Consider the following 17,779-nt stretch of genomic DNA (forward strand, 5'->3'; position numbering starts at 1 on the left):
TACATTTCATAATATTTTTAGAGTATAGACACAAGCTATATACGGGTCAATAAAAGTTTTAGAACTATTTTTTTATTATCATTAAAAGTGTACTTTATTAAGGCGGTATTATAATATTTAGAACTTACAATACGTTAGGGTATCGCTTTAATTCTTCAGACCTTTATATACAGACTAAATGTCTCATTAACAGAACAAATAACTATGGATTTCATCTATTTAGTATTACTTGTCAGCTTGATAATTATCATACCAATTTTATTTATTATTATAGAAAAGTCGCGCCGTGAGCAACTCAGCTCAAGTTATCAACATCAAAAGTTTATAGCAACTAAGGCACAAGGGGAGCTACACCAGTCTCGACCCGATATAAAAATAGGCGATACAATTATTTATTATCATAATCTATCTACAATGCCGATAGATTACCGCCAGCTATTGGCTAAATTGCATGAACAATATAGTTATTTATCGACGCAAGAGCTTTCAAATGAACAGCGTTTTACTATCGATAAGTTAATAGGTACACGTTTACCTGAAATACTAGAAGATTATCTCGATTTAGATTCTGAATTTGCTCAACGTACAATTATTGATAAACACAAACAGTTAACAAGTCATGATGTGACCTACAATCAGCTTGATTCGATGTTTGCGTTTTTGCGTCGTCTAGCAGAAGAGGGTCAATCTAATAAAGCGAACAATATCCTTATAAATAGCACGTATCTAAAAACAGTTTATGATTCTTTCTATCAAGACGATTCCACACATAATAATAGTCAATTAAATGCTACATATAATGACCTTAATACTTATCTAGATATAGAGGACATGGATATAGAAGACATGGATATTAAGGACACTACTAGTGAAGAAATTATGTATACGCTAGGTGAGTCTTATCTTATAGATTGCGATGAGCTTATAGCATCGAGTTCTACGAGCGAAAAGACGCCTACTCAAACTTCGCCAAATATAATTAAATTAAGCAATAACAAACAGATATTGGGCGATGAGATTATTATAGAGTTAGGACAGCTGGTTCATATCGCAGAACAAACCTTGATTTGCGCTGATGATGCAATGGTTAGTACAGAGCCATTAAAAGTATTTGATACGATCATGAGCCATGCTATACCGCAGCTTTTGCGTAGCGCTATCATGGAGTCATACCCTGAACCCGTATCTAAAATTAGAGAAGAGAGCCTAATTGATAGAATAACACAATTCGGAAAAATTTTAGAAGACTGTATGCATAATCTAGATGAGTTTGTAAAACAAAAAGATACGTCAGAATTTTTAACAACGATATCAGTTGAGGACTTAAACAGCTTATTAAGTTCTAAACAACATGATGCACAGCACTTATTAGAAAGTGAGTTTTTTGAACTAAACTAAAGGCTCTTTAAAATCTTCATTAGAAAAATTACAGTTTCAAAGCTTTATAACCAATATGATTTAAGGAATGGAACTTGGAACTTGGAACTTAAGAGATTGAGCTTAAGCAGTTTGAAATAAGTAATTGATCTAAACCAGATCCCCTTAATTGGTTTGTTTTAATAAGCTGCGTTGTATAAGTTGTCTTAACTAAGCTGCTTTAACCAAGATGCAACCTTATCGACGCGCTCTTGTCGGGTTCCGCCAATACGTCTAAACGGTTTGCTATGGTAGGTTAATGCATCGGCAAATAATTGACTAATCTGCTCCCTTTGGTGTGGCGCATCACGAAGATCATCCTCAACCCAAGGCACATCCACTTCTGTTAGCAAAATTAGGTCGTATGAATGGTTTAAGGCGGCAGCTTCAATTGCCAAAGGGCAATTATCATAATACCAATAAGAATATACCATCAACTCAAATAATGCGGTGTCACAAAATAGATAGTCAGTGGCCAATTTGGAAAGTGCATTTTCATTTGCAACTTGACCTCGGGCGATAGGCAGTAAATCTTCCCATTCACAAGATGTACGCGAGTTATCCCACTTGTGTTGCAAGTAAGAACGCATGTATTCACCCACCCACTGCGTATCAAAATGAGCCGCTAGATCTTTACATAACGTCGTTTTACCAGTGCTTTCGGCGCCTAAAACCAGTACTTTAAACAGTTCAGGAGTTTCATATATGCGTAAATCGTCTGGCAATGCGTAAGGAGTTGGTGATTTAGACTCATTAAAAATCCCCCACTGTTTGGTTTGGCAACGTGTCTTATTAAGCTGTGGATATGGATTGATTGACATAAAAAACTTATTACCAGGGTTTTGAATCAGATAAGGAATCTAGAATAGGTTAGCCGTGCAATCATTAGAGTATCTATTAGAGAGTCGACCTAGTAGAGAGTCGACATAATAGAGAGTCGACATAGTAGAGCGTCGACCTAGTAATAAAGTACACTGTTTAAAAATTTATAACACACTCTATTAGGAATAATAAAACAAAACAGGCATAATAATTGTTTAAAACTTTAATTTTGATTTTAACCATTAATAGCGGTAAATACTTTAAGTTTAATTATTGAATTAACAAGCTTGCTTAATAGGTAGAGTTGATTGATTAATAATTAGCCTACTTTATAAGTAAGATGAATGACCTAAAATAGGAAGCCACATGAAGACATATATTACAGGGACAGGATTATATATACCACCTCACAGCATCAGTAACGAGGAGCTGGTAGATACCTTTAATCAATATGTAGACAATTATAACGAAAAATATGCTGCTGAGATTGATGACGGTAAACGCGAGGCTTTAGAAAAATCCTCTCCTGAATTTATCGAGAAAGTCTCAGGTATCAAGTCGCGCTATGTGATGGATAAATCAGGCTTATTAGATCCAGACATCATGACGCCTATACTTGCACCGCGTAAGTTAGGTGAAGAAGTATCATTAATGGCTGAGATGGGGGTAGATGCACTACAGCAAGCAATGGATGAAGCGGGTATAGAGGCGAGTCAACTAGATGGCATTATTGTAGCGTGTTCTAACCTTCCTCGTGCCTATCCTGCATTGTCTATTGAGATTCAACAGGCAATTGGTATGGATGGAGGGTTTGCTTATGATATGAATGTGGCGTGTAGTGCCGCTACGTTTGGTATCTCACAAGCAGTAGGTTCTATCCAAACTGGTTTAGGTAAACGTATTGCAGTCGTGAATGTTGAGATCACTTCTGCTCATTTGAATTGGAGAAATCGTGACAGTCATTTTATTTTTGGTGACGTAGCAACAGCAACTATTGTAGAAAAGCTTGATACCGAGCACTCCGATAGCCCTAAAGGTTATGAGATTATAGACGCTAAACTATTTACTCAGTTTTCAACCAATATCAAGAATGAATACGGCTTTTTAGATAGAGCGCAGTATCTAGCCGAAGAGGCTGAGATGTATCATGATATTGACGACCCCGTTAATGACAAGTTATTTTTACAAAATGGGCGCAAAGTATTTCGTGAAGTATGTCCAAAAGTATCTGAATTAATCAAAACCCATTTGCAAGAAAATGAGTTTGATCCAAAGACAGTTAAAATGATGTGGTTACATCAAGCAAATGCAAACATGATCAGTTTGATCCTTCGGAGTGTTGTTGGTAAAGATGCCGACCCTGCAATAGCGCCTTCAGTAATTGCTGAGTTTGCCAATACCAGCTCGGCCAGTCCTATCATCGTGTTCCATCGATATAAAGACCAGCTTGAGTCAGGTGATTTGGGGGTAATGTGTTCGTTTGGGGCGGGGTACTCAATTGGCTCAATACTGGTAAGAAAAGCATAGTTTTAAACCATTATAATTTTCAACAGACCCTAAATCTAAAATCTTTGAATTCAAACATGTTAAGTGTCGGTATTTATTACAGAATTTGCTATAATTACCGGCTTAAATTTTATTGAACTTTAGGACAGTCTAATACGGCGCCTTAAAGACTATTAATTCTCTATCAAAAAAAGTTAATTTATGAAAGACTCATTAAGAGAACGCCTAGATCAGATGGTAGATCGCTACGAAGAGGTGACGGCTCTTTTATCTGACCCCGATGTCATTAGTGATAATAATAAATTCCGCGAACTGTCAATGGAGCACAGCGATCTCAGCGAAATAACATCATTGTGGCAACGATACTTACAAGCTGAAGCTGATAAAAAAGATGCAGAAGAGATGATTGGTGAGGCCAGTGATCCTGATATGAAAGCCATGATGCAAGAAGAGATTGACACTGCCACAGATGATATTAAAGATATGGAAGAAGCCCTAAACGTTATGATGCTACCAAAAGATCCTAACGATAAAGTGCCTGCCTTTTTAGAGATTCGTGCAGGTACTGGCGGCGATGAAGCAGCTATATTCTCAGGTGATTTGTTTCGCATGTATGAGCGCTATGCGTCCTCACAAGGCTGGACCATTGAGATATTGTCTACCAATGAAGGCGAGCATGGCGGCTATAAAGAAATCATTACACGCGTATCAGGCAATGATGTATACGGCCGTTTAAAATTTGAATCGGGCGCGCATCGTGTTCAGCGCGTGCCAGAAACAGAAAGCCAAGGTCGCGTGCATACCTCGGCATGTACGGTCGCTGTTATGCCCGAGGTCAAAATTGACGATACGGTAGATTTAAATCCAGCTGATATTAGAATGGATACATTTCGCTCTAGTGGTGCAGGTGGACAGCACGTTAATACGACAGATTCGGCGGTACGTTTAACGCATATACCAACAGGTGTCGTCGCAGAATGTCAGCAAGAACGCAGTCAACATAAGAACCGTGCAAAAGCGATGCAAATGCTTGTTTCTCGTATTCAACAAGCCAAGGTTCAAGAACAAGTTGACACTGCTGATGCGCTTAGACGTGATTTGGTCGGTAGTGGCGATCGTAGTGAGCGCATCCGTACCTATAACTTTCCGCAAGGACGCATGACGGATCATCGAATCAACTTAACGCTTTACAAGTTAGATGCCATTATGGAAGGTGATCTAGATGAGCTACTAGATGCATTAACGCGTGAACATCAAGCAGATTTGATGGCTTCTGTAAGTGGTGAATAATTACTATTTATTAATATTTACTATTTATCATTTCTCATAGTAAGCTTTTAGCTGGGCAATTTTCTGATTAATACTTAGTAAATTAATAGTTAAATACTCAACACGTTATAGTTATTGAAATCATAGGTAACGAATGATCGTTTATATGTCATCTTTTTAAAATGACTAACTATTTAGGATATTTATTATCTTATTAGTTATACATGTAATACTTATATTCAGCAGGATTGCTAATCCTTTTATTATGATGCTCGAATTTATTAAACGATAGGTTTTAATTATGATTAAATACATTAAATCAAGCTTGTTGGGTGTTTTAACTTCAAGTGCATTGATACTATCAGGTTGCACAGCGGACGGTATAGCTGATAACAATAATACAAACCAACCATTACCTATAGATTTAACTAAATTTAGCGACCAGTTTGAAGCATGTCCAAAAGTTACTAAAAATGATGTTTTAGAATGTAGAGAACAAAATGGTATGCTTCAAAGAGAAGGGATGATGGGGTGCTATATGTGCGTCATCACTTTTAAAGATGCCGGTCAATCATGTCAAGACGCTAGTGACTGTGAAGGTGCTTGTTTGACTTCTCAGGGCGAATTCAAGCCTGCTGGGACTAACAATCATATAGGTACATGCCAAAGCACCAACAGTCCCTTTGGATGTTATCAAACTATAGAACAGGGTGTGTTACAACCTGCTATATGTGTTGATTGATATTTTACACAAACTATTTAAATAATTTAAAATTTATAAATTTGAGAGTCTTATGTCTAATAATAAACCTGAACAAGCCCCATCAGTCGATGAAACAAATGATCTAATCGCTCAACGTCAAGCTAAGTTAGATGAAATTTCAGCCTCAGGCGAAATTGCTTATCCTAATCAGTTCAAACGTACAGATTACGCAGATGACTTACAACAGCAGTTCGAGGGTATTGATAAGCAACAAATAGAAGAAAAAGTCTCAAATGGCAATAAGACCTCAGTTAATGTAGCCGGTCGTTTGATGTTAAACCGTGGCTCATTTATGGTCATTCAAGATATGACGGGTCGCATTCAGTTATATGTCGCTCGTAAAGAGCTTGATGACGATACTAAAGCGTTAATTAAGTCGTTAGACTTAGGGGATATCGTTGGCGTATCAGGGTTTATTGGTCGTTCAGGTAAAGGCGATTTGTACGTACACATCGAAGAGATTACTTTATTAACTAAGTCATTACGACCCATACCAAACAAGTTTCATGGTCTAGCAGACACCGAAGCACGCTATCGTAATCGCCATTTGGACTTGATGACCAACGAAGACAGTCGTCATACTTTTATGGTTCGTAGTCAAGTGATTAGCGGAATTCGTAAATTTATGCTCAATGAGCGTTTTATGGAAGTTGAAACGCCAATGATGCACCCCATCCCAGGGGGTGCTGTTGCACGTCCATTTATCACGCATCACAATGCGTTAGACATGCCACTGTATTTGCGTATCGCTCCAGAATTATACTTAAAGCGTTTGGTAGTTGGCGGATTCGAGCGGGTGTTCGAAATTAACCGAAGCTTTCGTAATGAGGGGGTATCCACACGTCATAATCCTGAATTTACGATGATCGAATTCTATGAAGCTTATGCTGATTATAAAGATTTGATGGATTTAACTGAGCGAATGTTCAACGAATTGGCGACTGATATTTTAGCTACAACAGAGCTCACCTACCAAGAAGAGAGCATTAGCTTAAAAGCGCCTTTTGAGCGTTTAAGTATGAAAGATGCGATTGCAAAATATGCCGAAGACTTTGATATATCTAAAGTAGATGATAGGGATTATTTGGCTGATTACGCTCAAAATGTACTCAAGCAGCAAGTCAAACAAGGCTTTGGTGTCGGTAAACTTCAAACCATTATCTTTGAAGAAACCGCTGAGCATAAATTACGTCAGCCGACCTTTATTACCGAATATCCTGCTGAAACCTCACCACTGGCTCGTCGTAATGATGAAAATCCAGAAATCACTGATCGTTTTGAACTGTTTATTGGTGGTCGTGAAATTGCAAATGGCTTTAGCGAGCTTAATGATCCTGCAGATCAAGCGGAACGTTTTTATAACCAAGTTGCTGAAAAAGATGCAGGCGATGATGAAGCCATGCATTTTGATGCAGAATATATTGAAGCCTTATCGTACGGCTTACCACCAACCGCGGGAGAGGGTATTGGTATTGACCGATTAGTAATGTTATTCACTGATGCGGCCAGCATTCGTGATGTCATTTTATTCCCGCATATGCGCCAAAAAAACTAATTATAACCCCGAATCATCAATTATTGATTTTATACGGTCGGTGAATGCTGTTTTTAAGATATAGGACTGTATAAACAATACAGTCCTAAATTTATTTAGTAGGTTTAATATATAAGTGTAATATAAACTTAAATAAATATTTAGAAAAAGAAATATTTATTGTATAGTCAATATGCCGCATGACTCGTGTTAATATTGATAAATATACGATAGACAACCATATTAATAAATTCACAATTTAGGTTAAATGGATGATATGGCAAATTACTCTGCCCAAAAAATCAAAAGTGTTTCTTTAAATAACCAAGATCGACGCTTTGCAAACTATGAAGAAGAATCAATGAAACCATCTAATACATCTAATACGAGAGCGAATAACAATAGACCACTTATTAATCCTATGTCAGAAGGAGGGGCGCCTCCTGCTGTTAAGAAGAATCCAACAACCAAACCGATAAATTTTGATTGGCTTGGCATGTTCCATCGCACGTTTATGTCTTTATACCTAGATGAAGAAGATCCATTAGTAGGGGAAGGACTATTTGACTATTTGTTTGTTATCGGTGACAAACGTCTATACGTTTTGGTTAATGAAGAGGGCATCAAGTCGAATAACCCAGAAGTTTCTGCCAACAAACTTGAAAAGTTAAAACAAAGCTCGGCAATGTTCATTAACAAACGTTATCATCAAATCATGAATAAAGTAGAAAGATTAAAAGCATTAGATAGTTCGGCTGAGAGTAATGATGCTGATCTTTCAAAATACGATGATATTAAATATATCGGTATTACCTCGCTTGCTGTCAACTTCCGAGGTGAAAATTATCAGATTGAACATTTATACGGCAGTAAGTTTTTTCAAGAAGATTGTGTATTTGATTTAGATGATGACAATAAAGTCTTACAACTATTTAGTTTAAATGGGTTTTATAAAATTGTTAAATTGCTGCAAACACCGAGCGACTTTATAAGTTTTATAGATTTTCATCTCAATCAATTGGTGGATTATCAAAGCTATGTAGATGAGATAGCTTTAGCCGAATTATTTATTGTCAGTCCAGAGTTCTTTAAAAGAGCAGTTACGGTACAAGAGAAGCTAGTAGATATCGGCTTAATGTCCAATGTGGAAAGTCGCTTGTTAACAATGATTCAATCAGATGAAAGCGATAAAGAAAAGGAGAAGTTGAGACAAGAGCTTAGTACCAAACTAAAAAGCTATTCAACGATGTATCAGAAGCTGCTTAATAAAGCGACAGAGCGTAGGCATGAGTCAGATGATATAATTCCTATTGAGCAGGTCCAATCATTAGTAAACGAATCTATGTATACCAGATTAAGTATCATGGAAGAAATGGTCGCTTACGAACATCGTTCACAAGAAGAGTGTTATGAGGGGTATGTAAGTCATCAGCACTCATATAACGAATTTGGGCATCATTACGTACTCATAGTTTATGGTTTACGGCCAGATGCCGAATATTCTAAAGAAGCAGTAGAACAAAACTATAATAGTATGCTACTAGACATTAATGCACAGCTTCAAGATCCAGCCATGTCAGAGTTTTTTATACTAGGTTTTGATATGTCGAACCATGATGGCAAAGGTAATGTGACCGTACAAATGGATGTATACCATAAGTCTGGATTTGAAATGTCAGAAATAGAACACCAATATTTCGAACAAACACAGGGATTGGCTTAATCACTAATTTGTCAGCTTAGCATTATAGCAATTTAATAAAAATGCTTTAAATTGAAACGCTTATAAACTATAAACTATTAGTCAGGATAGCTATAATCTAAATTAGCCATCTACTAAATTATCCATCTACTAAAAATTGTTTTTAACTTAAATAGTTATTAACTCGAATACCCTTTAGTAAAATTCCGATTTACCATTCTATATATATAGGTTTGGACATCATTATGTCACAGCAGTATCAAGTTTTGGCACGCAAATATCGTCCAAAGAATTTTCATGAACTGGTTGGACAAACCCATGTTTCTAAAGCGTTAATCAATGCAATTGATCACCACCGTCTGCACCATGCTTATCTGTTCACAGGTACACGCGGAGTTGGTAAGACAACGATTGCTCGTATTTTGTCGAAATGTCTAAATTGTGAAACGGGTATTACCAGTACCCCATGTGGGGTATGTCATAGCTGTGTGGCTATTGATGAGGGTCGATTTATTGATCTTATTGAAATTGACGCCGCATCACGTACTAAAGTAGAAGATACGCGTGAACTTATCGATAACGTGCCTTATGCGCCGACACAAGGTCGGTATAAAGTCTATCTTATTGATGAAGTCCATATGCTGTCTACTCATAGTTTTAATGCCTTGCTTAAAACCTTAGAAGAGCCTCCAGAGCATGTAAAGTTCTTACTAGCCACTACCGATCCACAAAAGCTACCGATTACAATTATTAGCCGATGTCTACAATTTGTACTACGCCCCTTACCTCAGCAGGCAATTAGCGAGCACTTGGAGAGTCTACTTTCTAAAGAAGATGTTAAATTCACCCAATCCTCTTTGTGGCAGCTGGCTAACGCAGCAAAAGGCTCTGTACGCGATGCTTTATCACTAACCGATCAAGCGATAGCGTTTGGTCAAGGCGAATTAACTGATGAAACGGTTAATGATATGTTAGGTTTAATAGACAGCTCAGATTTAGTTAGTCTTGTACTTGATATATACCATGGTAATAATGGAGCCGTATCACAGCATATTAAGCAAATGCGAGCTCAAATGGTAGATGCCAGTAGCATGTTTGATGGTTTGGCAGAGTTACTACATCAAATTGCGATGCATCAGATTCTACCTGATATTTCTTTAAATGTTAATGAAACTCATGCTAGTAAAATTCATGAGCTTGCATCTACAATTAATGCCGACGTCCTCCAGCTATATTATCAAATAGTGATACAAGGGCGTGAGCAAATTAAATTAGCCAATACACCGCTGCAAGCGCTAGAAATGTGTCTATTACGTCTATTAGCATTTAGACCTTTGGCTGTCAATGAGGTGACAGCGCCAGTTGAAGTCGAACCCGAGGCAATATCGCAACCAGTCAATCAAGCTAATGAAGAGGTTTTTGACGATGGCGCACTTTTGAAAACAGCTGAGACTCGAGCCACGGTCGCTAATGAAAAAGTGACTGAATATTCTAATGAAACTATTAAATCAGACGATGATTTAGAACCAATCATTGAGTCTTTCGATCATCTAGAAATAACATCCTCTTTCAATGATATCGAAACAAACGACGTACACCTAAGCGAAGTGCAGCCAAACGAAGTGCAGCCAAGCGAAATGCAGCCAAGCGAAATGCAGCCAAACGACGTTCAATCTGAAGATATTAGCGTTCAACAAGACTTGAAAACGTCAAAGCCTGACTATGAACATCGACATTCTGAACAACAGGATTCTTTAATACAAAATAGAGTAGAGTTATCAGTAGTTGATAATAAAGACAGTGAACTACAGCAGACTAATGTTGATTTAAATACAGAAGAAAAACAGACTATCTCAAAAAGTAGTAACGTGATAGATCATGCAGATGACCCACGTCATCTATTGAAATGTGAACCCATCAAGTTTGAGGGTGAATGGACACCCGACAAATGGGACTATTGGTTGCAAACGGCCCGAGAATTAGGATGGTTGCACCAAGATCAGTTGGCGTTGGCTAGGCAAGGTGTCATGACTGGAGACATTCATGGTAATGCTGTATTCAAAGTTGCCTTTGATACCAAAAACATGCAGAGTATATTTAAGCATATTGCAAGCCAACTTGAACAACAGTTTAATTCTACAGTCGCTATATTAATAGATAGTAGTTTGAACACTAAAAGTGCCGATCTGTTACCGCAAAATCGACAAAAGCAAAGAGAAGATAAAGCTAAAAGCTATGCTAAGCAGCTTATTCTTAACAGCCCAGTTCTACAAACTTTGCAAAGTAATTTTAATGGTAAAGTCACCCATTTAAAGTTAATTGAAAATTAGATAGCCAAGATAGATATTTTTATTTAATCTAAAGTAATTATTTTAAAAATTGAATATAAAAAATAATATTATACATTTACTTTAAGTTTTAAATTTCATTAAATATTAATTCTCATTTATCGCTCTGAATCCCAACAATTGATTAAAAAAGTCAACATTTGTCAAATAAAATGAGTTATAATGCTTGTCCGGTATAACTTAGTTGAGTATTTGAATAATGTTAGACAATCTTAGAGGAATGGCTGTTTTTGCCAGTGTTGTTGGTCACGGTTCATTTAGTGGCGCAGCACGCCAGCTAGGCATTACTACCAGTGCAGTAAGTCAACAAATTAGATCTTTAGAACGAGACCTAGGTGTCGTATTATTACACAGGTCTACCCGTAAACTAAGCTTAACAGAAGCTGGTGCGAGTTTTTATGAGTCAGCAAAAGATGTTGTATCTGCAGCTGATCAAGGGCGTATACGTGTCAATCAGCTACGAGATGAGCTTGCAGGTAGCCTAAGAATTGCCACGACGCCAGAGTTAGGGGTTAATCATATCTTACCTGCGCTATCGACGTGGATGGCTGCTCACGATGATTTAAACATCAATTTTATTGCAGACAACCATTATATTGACCTTATTGATGAGCGTGCTGATATCGCCATACGTATGAGTCCTAACATCAAAGATAGTTCGGTTGAGACTTATCCTTTGTCTGATGTTAAGCAGATATTGGTTGCTTCTCCTGATTATTTAAGACAGCGAGATAAAATAACCGCACCAAAAGATTTATCTAGTCATCAGCTTATCGCTATTGATTTAATGAAAGATCCAACATTATTAGAGTTTAAGCATGTTGAGACTGGTAAAAAGAATCGCATTAAAGTTCCATCACGAATACAAACTAATAACGTCTTCCTAGCAACGACTTTGGCTAAAGAAGGTCATGGCTTAGCGCGAGTCCTATCTTTAGATATACAAAAAGAACTTGAATCTGGTAACTTAGTAGAAGTATTACCAGAATATTCTTTGCCGCATTTTATTCTGTATGCCGTAACGTTAGACCGTGATCAACAACCTGCTAAGATTACGCGTTGTTTAGAGGTATTAAAGAAACATTTCCATTCTGGCATTTAAATTTCAAATAATGTTCCAATAAAAATAACAATAATAATAACAATAAATTACGATAAATAGAGCTTATTAATTATGATTAATTAATAAGTTTTTTTAATTATGAACTTATTTTTTAAGTACTAAATCTAAAATATGAAAATGTTAAATTCACTTAAATTTAAAAATGAGATTTATAATTTAATAAGTTATCATAGTAATTCGATTTAAATCTTCTACAAGTCTTTGAAAAAAGAACATTAAAATTTTAAGAACTTTAAGAGTTCAAGTATTACATGAGTAGGTATAACGATGACAAAATTCGTGTAGTTTTTAGCGATTACGCTATGTTTATTATAAGTGGTCTGAAACTGGTTAACTCAATATGGAAAATCGTCTTATAAATCCTTTAGAACGCGTCGACGATTCTATCGATTCTAATATCCGCCCAAGCACATTGGCTGAATACATAGGTCAGCCTGTTGTTCGTGAACAAATGGAAGTATTTATAGAAGCCGCCCGCAGGCGTAATGAATCTTTGGATCATACGTTAATCTTTGGGCCTCCCGGCCTCGGAAAAACTACTTTAGCCAACATTATAGCGCGTGAAATGGGTGGCAATTTACGTTCCACATCAGGGCCTGTTTTAGAAAGAGCAGGTGACCTGGCAGCAATGCTCACTAATCTTGAGGAGGGTGACGTACTATTCATTGACGAAATCCATAGACTCAGCCCGGTAATTGAAGAGATATTATACCCAGCGATGGAGGATTTTCAGTTAGATATAATGATAGGAGAAGGCCCTGCAGCCCGATCAATTAAACTTGATTTGCCTAGATTTACGCTTGTTGCTGCGACAACACGGGCAGGTTTGCTAACCTCTCCGTTAAGGGATCGTTTTGGTATTGTTCAGCGCTTAGAGTTTTATAATATTGAAGATTTAACGACTATCGTGAGTCGTTCTGCTCGTTTAATGAATGTGACGATGAAAGATAACGGTGCTGTTGAAGTAGCTCGGCGTTCACGAGGTACACCTCGTATCGCTAACCGATTATTGAGACGAGTTCGAGATTATGCAGAAGTTAAATCTAATGGTGAAGTAACCGGAACGATAGCTGACAGTGCCTTAGACATGTTAGCGGTCGATAGACGTGGTTTAGACCATTTAGATAGGCGATATATTGAGATGCTGCATGCTAGGTTTGATGGAGGGCCTGCAGGCGTAGAGTCGATTGCGGCTGCGATGGCCGAGGATAGAGGTACCTTAGAGGATGTTATTGAACCTTACTTGATCCAGCAAGGATATGTACTACGGACTGCACGAGGTCGTGTATTAACTCAAATGGCAATAGATCAAATTTAAATAATTAACCAATAAGAAAAAAAGCGCAGAATAAATTTTTATTCTGCGCTTTTAATTTGTCTGAAATGGTGAATGGGTCGTGTTAGTTAATTTTATCTAAGATAATAAGAGTACTTTCTATTTAAAATATATCTTCAATAAATGAGTATCTTCTAGATCATCACTGTCATTCAATTACTGTCACTAAATAAGAATTAGAGTATTAGTTTAAATCTTTAATTTGTTGATTAGATGCATGATGTTCAATCGTATTAGTAAGCATTTTATCTTTATCACTATTTAGATATTTGACAACGGCCATTGCACTCAACAGACCAATCACTAAGATTAATAAAATTAAGACTGGGTTCTTCCAAAAAGGTTTTGGTTTGCTAATAGATTTGGTTGTATCTTTATAGGGCTTAAGTTGTTTGTCTGATTTATTTTTATTATCAAGTAGGCCAAAATTAACAAAAGGTCTTGACGGTGCCTGTATAGGTTCGGGGGCAATCTTCAATCTATTTCTACTTAAATATATGTCAGAGATTTTAGCCAGCTGTAGTAACCAGCGCTGATAAGGTAAAGCAATGTTGTCGATTGAGCAAAAGGTGAGTACATCACTTTCATTGGCATTATCTACTATTAGTTTTGTTGGGTTTGAGTCGATAGGTGATGATACGTATTCAGAATCAACTTCAGATGCAGGTTTTTGACCTCGCCCTATTACTTTGGCGTAATTAGGCATTTGCGAGTTCTGAATATCTTCTGAGATTTCATTTAAATGACAGCCAGTAAGTTTTAGCCATTCTTCATTAAATTCTGGCACTTGCTGATAGTAATCGTTATATTCAGTGTCTAAATCAATTATATTAATTTCGTTATTAGATTCACTAGGATGTCGAGGTAATTTAATGAACTGTGCTTGTAGGTGTAACCATTGATCAACTTCATTTGCATCAAGTTGTGCGAAGTCTGTCAGAATCGCCAATTCACGTAAACAAATTAGATTTAATGCACCAAAGAGAATAATAACCTTATCTTTTGATAAAGCAGACAGTTGAGATAAACGCGCTATGATATTATTTTGTACTTTATCATTCGGATAAAGGGCATCAATAGTATTAGACCCATAGAGGTTAGCGGTTTTCATGGCATCTGAGTTAAATGCATTGTGCTTACGCATCTCTTTAACCTGACTGCGATTAAATAGCTTTTTCATAATCGCTTGTGAACCATAATTTTGATTATAAGCGATAATGCCGCATGTATAGGCTTGAATACCATTTTCAATAATTAGTCTAGCCTGAGGTAATGATGTATTGCCAAAATCAGCAAAAATTGAATCAATAGGCTGAGTATCTTGATAAAGAAAATCGTAAATTGATATTCGGGTAGGTAAAAGAGCAGTCATAAGATCTTATTAATTATAATTTTAATTATCATAAGGGCGAACTGCATAGGTTTCAAGGCTAATATAGATATATCGTTATATTTACATCGCAATTAGCTATAATACTTATATATTTGACGTCAAGCTAACATATATATTTGTTTTAAAAGTAGTACTTTTTTAAAAAATAAGAAGGTAGATAATACGGTTATGGATAATAAGCACATAGTAGTTAATATTGAAAAGCAAACCTTAACTTTATACAAATCTAATAAATTAAAATCTCTAAATACTACTCAAGATGCACCAAATCAAAACCTTCAGAATTTATTAAATAATAATAGTGCTATTCAAATCAATGAATATCAAATTTCAACAGCTAAAAATGGTATAGGCAGTTTGGAAGGTACGGGTTGTACGCCTTTAGGTCATCATGTTATAGAAAATAAAATTGGTACAAATATGCTAAGCGGGACTGTGTTTGTAGGGCGCAAACCTACTGGAGAAGTTTATAATGATCAACTAGGGTATCAACATCCAAATAGAGACTGGATATTATCTCGAATAATGTGGCTCAAAGGCTGTGAGCTTGGATACAATCAAGGGTCTAATAATAAAGGGTGCTGTGATACCTATGAAAGGTATATCTATATTCACGGTACCCCTGATACAGAACCTATGGGAACGCCGCTATCGCATGGTTGTATTCGTATGCGTAACGACGACGTCATTGAGTTGTTTGATTTAGTCGAAGAAGGCACAAGAGTAGATATAATTGAACGTTAATACAATAGGGATGACTATATATTTATTACATCGAAATATATAAATCCTACACAACTATCAAAAACAGCTACCAAAATTTAGGTGCATTTTTTATAGATTTAAGAGATAGTGCGCATTCAGTTGCCGCATGACCCTGCTGTGCACCGAAATAACCTACCGCGAACCAAGCATTTGGATCTTCATGCGTTTTGGCTAGATAAAAATCATGACCAACAATATCATCATTATATTCACCAAGTATGTCTTGCGCAGGCTCTAAATATTTCAAGAATGCTTTTGTTTTCTTCTTTTTATACATAGGGCTTACAAATTCACATACGTAACGTAGGCTCTTTAATCGCTTACGGACATCATGTTGCTCTTCCAAGCTTAATGATGCGAAGTGGCTGGTAGCCTTACTAATCTTTTTATATAGCTTTTGAATAATTTTGGTCGCTTCTTCTTTTGCGCCAGTTTTATTAAAAACTTTATCAAGCTTTGGATTGCTCATAGCAAATGCGATAAGCTCTAATAAAATAATTTGAAAATCATTTGCTCGGACTGCATCCAGAGGTTTTATTTTTAAAGCTTCTCTTTCTTTGTTCCAATCTACTTTTGGTCCGCCCAAAACTTCAAGTGCAGGCTGGGTTTTGGTTTCTAGTACTTCTAAATCGCGATACTCGCCTAACAATGAAAACGTCTGTTTGATAACAGGTATCCATTCGGGGTTTATATCAGATGAAAACTCTTCAAAGAATCTAAGAGCTGTTCGCAAACGACGCAAACCTACACGAAGCTGGTGAACATGATTACCATCAGTACTTCCATCAGCAATTGCGCTAACATTAGGCAGTATTTGTAGCAAACAATTATGAACCATAGCACGTATAAACTTAGGTTTACTCGTTTTCTTATTTATTTTAAGAGACTTAAGGTCAGCTTTTGTTGCATTTGAATAATCTTTACCGCTAATTAAAAGACCTCCGCGTTCAGCTTTAGTCACAGTCGATATGCAAAGATGATATCGTTTACACCAAGTACGAGCAGTTTCTAACAAGAAAGAGACATCACCTTGTAACAGCTCAAACTCTATTTCATGAATAGGTTGCGTGATGTTTTCGTTTTCTCCATGTCTAACTTCGCCTTCATCGTAAGCCACTTCGATAATGCTTCCTTCTTTCTTAATCAATCGAGTGGTACGTTTTACATCAGTAACATATTGGCGCATTAGCGGGTTTTGCTCAGCATTACCATGCTCAGTATCTTTATGTTCAGTGTCTTTATATTCAGTGTCTTTATGGACAGAGTTAAGGTCTGAAGTTTTGTAATTTAAAGTTTTACTTAGTTTAGGCTTATCATAAAGCGAAAGGTCAGGATATAAGGCATCTTGCTCAATTGCAGTTTCTACGCTGCCTTTATCTAAAATATCATTTTGTTCACCACGAGACGCAATACCATCACCACTCGTTTTTAAAGTTTGTACCCAGTCATCACCTTCTTTACGTATTCTAAGGGCCATATTTGACTTAGCCAGTAAATGTTCAGACGTGTCGTAGTAATGAGCTTCAAGCTGAGAGGTTATTGAGGACTTAATGTTAATTTGACGTAACAATGACTCAACCTTGTAAACGGGTACTAAAAACTTTAGCTCTATTTCAAGCATTATCTATCCTAAATTAAAAAGGTGATTAAAAATTATTTTGAGTAATATTATATGACTATAATAGCTCATATCGTATTGGATAGTGTTGGTAAAGGCAAGGATTTGAATGGCTTTATATATTAAAGTTTTATTAAAGCAGGGAAACGTTAAAAAGTAATTAATAAATTATTTAATAGGTATA

13 protein-coding genes are annotated in these 17,779 nt (G+C 36.5%); 10 read left to right on the forward strand and 3 right to left on the reverse strand.

Translation table 11 applies throughout. The features are described from left to right. Positions 1 to 204 precede the first annotated feature (204 nt). Positions 205 to 1,398, forward strand: a complete 1,194-nt coding sequence (locus AC2SLP_RS02310) for a hypothetical protein (RefSeq protein ID WP_486535007.1) — start codon at positions 205 to 207, stop codon at positions 1,396 to 1,398. 185 nt (positions 1,399 to 1,583) lie between these two features. Here AC2SLP_RS02310 and AC2SLP_RS02315 read toward each other — a convergent pair whose 3' ends face one another. Then, positions 1,584 to 2,237, reverse strand: a complete 654-nt coding sequence (locus AC2SLP_RS02315; RefSeq protein WP_486535008.1) for an AAA family ATPase — start codon at positions 2,235 to 2,237, stop codon at positions 1,584 to 1,586. 367 nt (positions 2,238 to 2,604) lie between these two features. Here AC2SLP_RS02315 and AC2SLP_RS02320 point away from each other — a divergent pair, with 367 nt between their 5' ends. The 8 genes from AC2SLP_RS02320 to ruvB all read left to right on the forward strand — a co-directional run bounded on the left by AC2SLP_RS02320 (position 2,605) and on the right by ruvB (position 13,801). Further along, the gene (locus tag AC2SLP_RS02320; protein WP_486535009.1) at positions 2,605 to 3,765 is read left to right on the forward strand and encodes a beta-ketoacyl-ACP synthase III; all 1,161 of its coding nucleotides are present in this window, start codon (positions 2,605 to 2,607) and stop codon (positions 3,763 to 3,765) included. 180 nt (positions 3,766 to 3,945) lie between these two features. Next, entirely contained in the window at positions 3,946 to 5,034 is a 1,089-nt protein-coding gene (gene prfA / locus AC2SLP_RS02325; protein ID WP_486535010.1) for a peptide chain release factor 1, read from the forward strand. 280 nt (positions 5,035 to 5,314) lie between these two features. Further along, entirely contained in the window at positions 5,315 to 5,755 is a 441-nt protein-coding gene (locus AC2SLP_RS02330) for a hypothetical protein (RefSeq protein WP_486535011.1), read from the forward strand. Between the two features lie 52 nt (positions 5,756 to 5,807). Then, positions 5,808 to 7,331, forward strand: coding sequence for a lysine--tRNA ligase (lysS, locus tag AC2SLP_RS02335; RefSeq protein WP_486535012.1), 1,524 nt, complete (start codon positions 5,808 to 5,810; stop codon positions 7,329 to 7,331). Positions 7,332 to 7,587: 256 nt separating this feature from the next. Continuing rightward, the gene (locus AC2SLP_RS02340) at positions 7,588 to 9,033 is read left to right on the forward strand and encodes a hypothetical protein (RefSeq protein ID WP_486535013.1); all 1,446 of its coding nucleotides are present in this window, start codon (positions 7,588 to 7,590) and stop codon (positions 9,031 to 9,033) included. Between the two features lie 224 nt (positions 9,034 to 9,257). Then, positions 9,258 to 11,342: a DNA polymerase III subunit gamma/tau gene (gene dnaX, locus AC2SLP_RS02345; RefSeq protein WP_486535014.1), complete on the forward strand. Its 2,085-nt coding sequence runs from the start codon at positions 9,258 to 9,260 to the stop codon at positions 11,340 to 11,342. Between the two features lie 217 nt (positions 11,343 to 11,559). Beyond that, complete coding sequence (locus AC2SLP_RS02350; RefSeq protein ID WP_486535015.1) at positions 11,560 to 12,462, forward strand: LysR family transcriptional regulator; 903 nt, start codon at positions 11,560 to 11,562, stop codon at positions 12,460 to 12,462. Between the two features lie 361 nt (positions 12,463 to 12,823). Next, positions 12,824 to 13,801, forward strand: a complete 978-nt coding sequence (gene ruvB, locus AC2SLP_RS02355) for a Holliday junction branch migration DNA helicase RuvB (RefSeq protein ID WP_486535016.1) — start codon at positions 12,824 to 12,826, stop codon at positions 13,799 to 13,801. Between the two features lie 202 nt (positions 13,802 to 14,003). Here ruvB and AC2SLP_RS02360 read toward each other — a convergent pair whose 3' ends face one another. Continuing rightward, positions 14,004 to 15,191: a hypothetical protein gene (locus AC2SLP_RS02360; protein WP_486535017.1), complete on the reverse strand. Its 1,188-nt coding sequence runs from the start codon at positions 15,189 to 15,191 to the stop codon at positions 14,004 to 14,006. Between the two features lie 189 nt (positions 15,192 to 15,380). Between AC2SLP_RS02360 and AC2SLP_RS02365 the strand changes: the two genes are divergently transcribed. Beyond that, positions 15,381 to 15,956: a L,D-transpeptidase family protein gene (locus AC2SLP_RS02365; RefSeq protein ID WP_486535018.1), complete on the forward strand. Its 576-nt coding sequence runs from the start codon at positions 15,381 to 15,383 to the stop codon at positions 15,954 to 15,956. 67 nt (positions 15,957 to 16,023) lie between these two features. Here the strand turns inward: AC2SLP_RS02365 and AC2SLP_RS02370 are convergent, their stop codons facing one another. Then, positions 16,024 to 17,598 carry a CYTH and CHAD domain-containing protein gene (locus AC2SLP_RS02370; RefSeq protein WP_486535019.1) on the reverse strand — a complete coding sequence of 525 codons (1,575 nt, stop codon included), beginning with the start codon at positions 17,596 to 17,598 and terminating at the stop codon, positions 16,024 to 16,026. Positions 17,599 to 17,779 lie beyond the last annotated feature (181 nt).

Source organism: Psychrobacter sp. CX21, assembly GCF_057396255.1.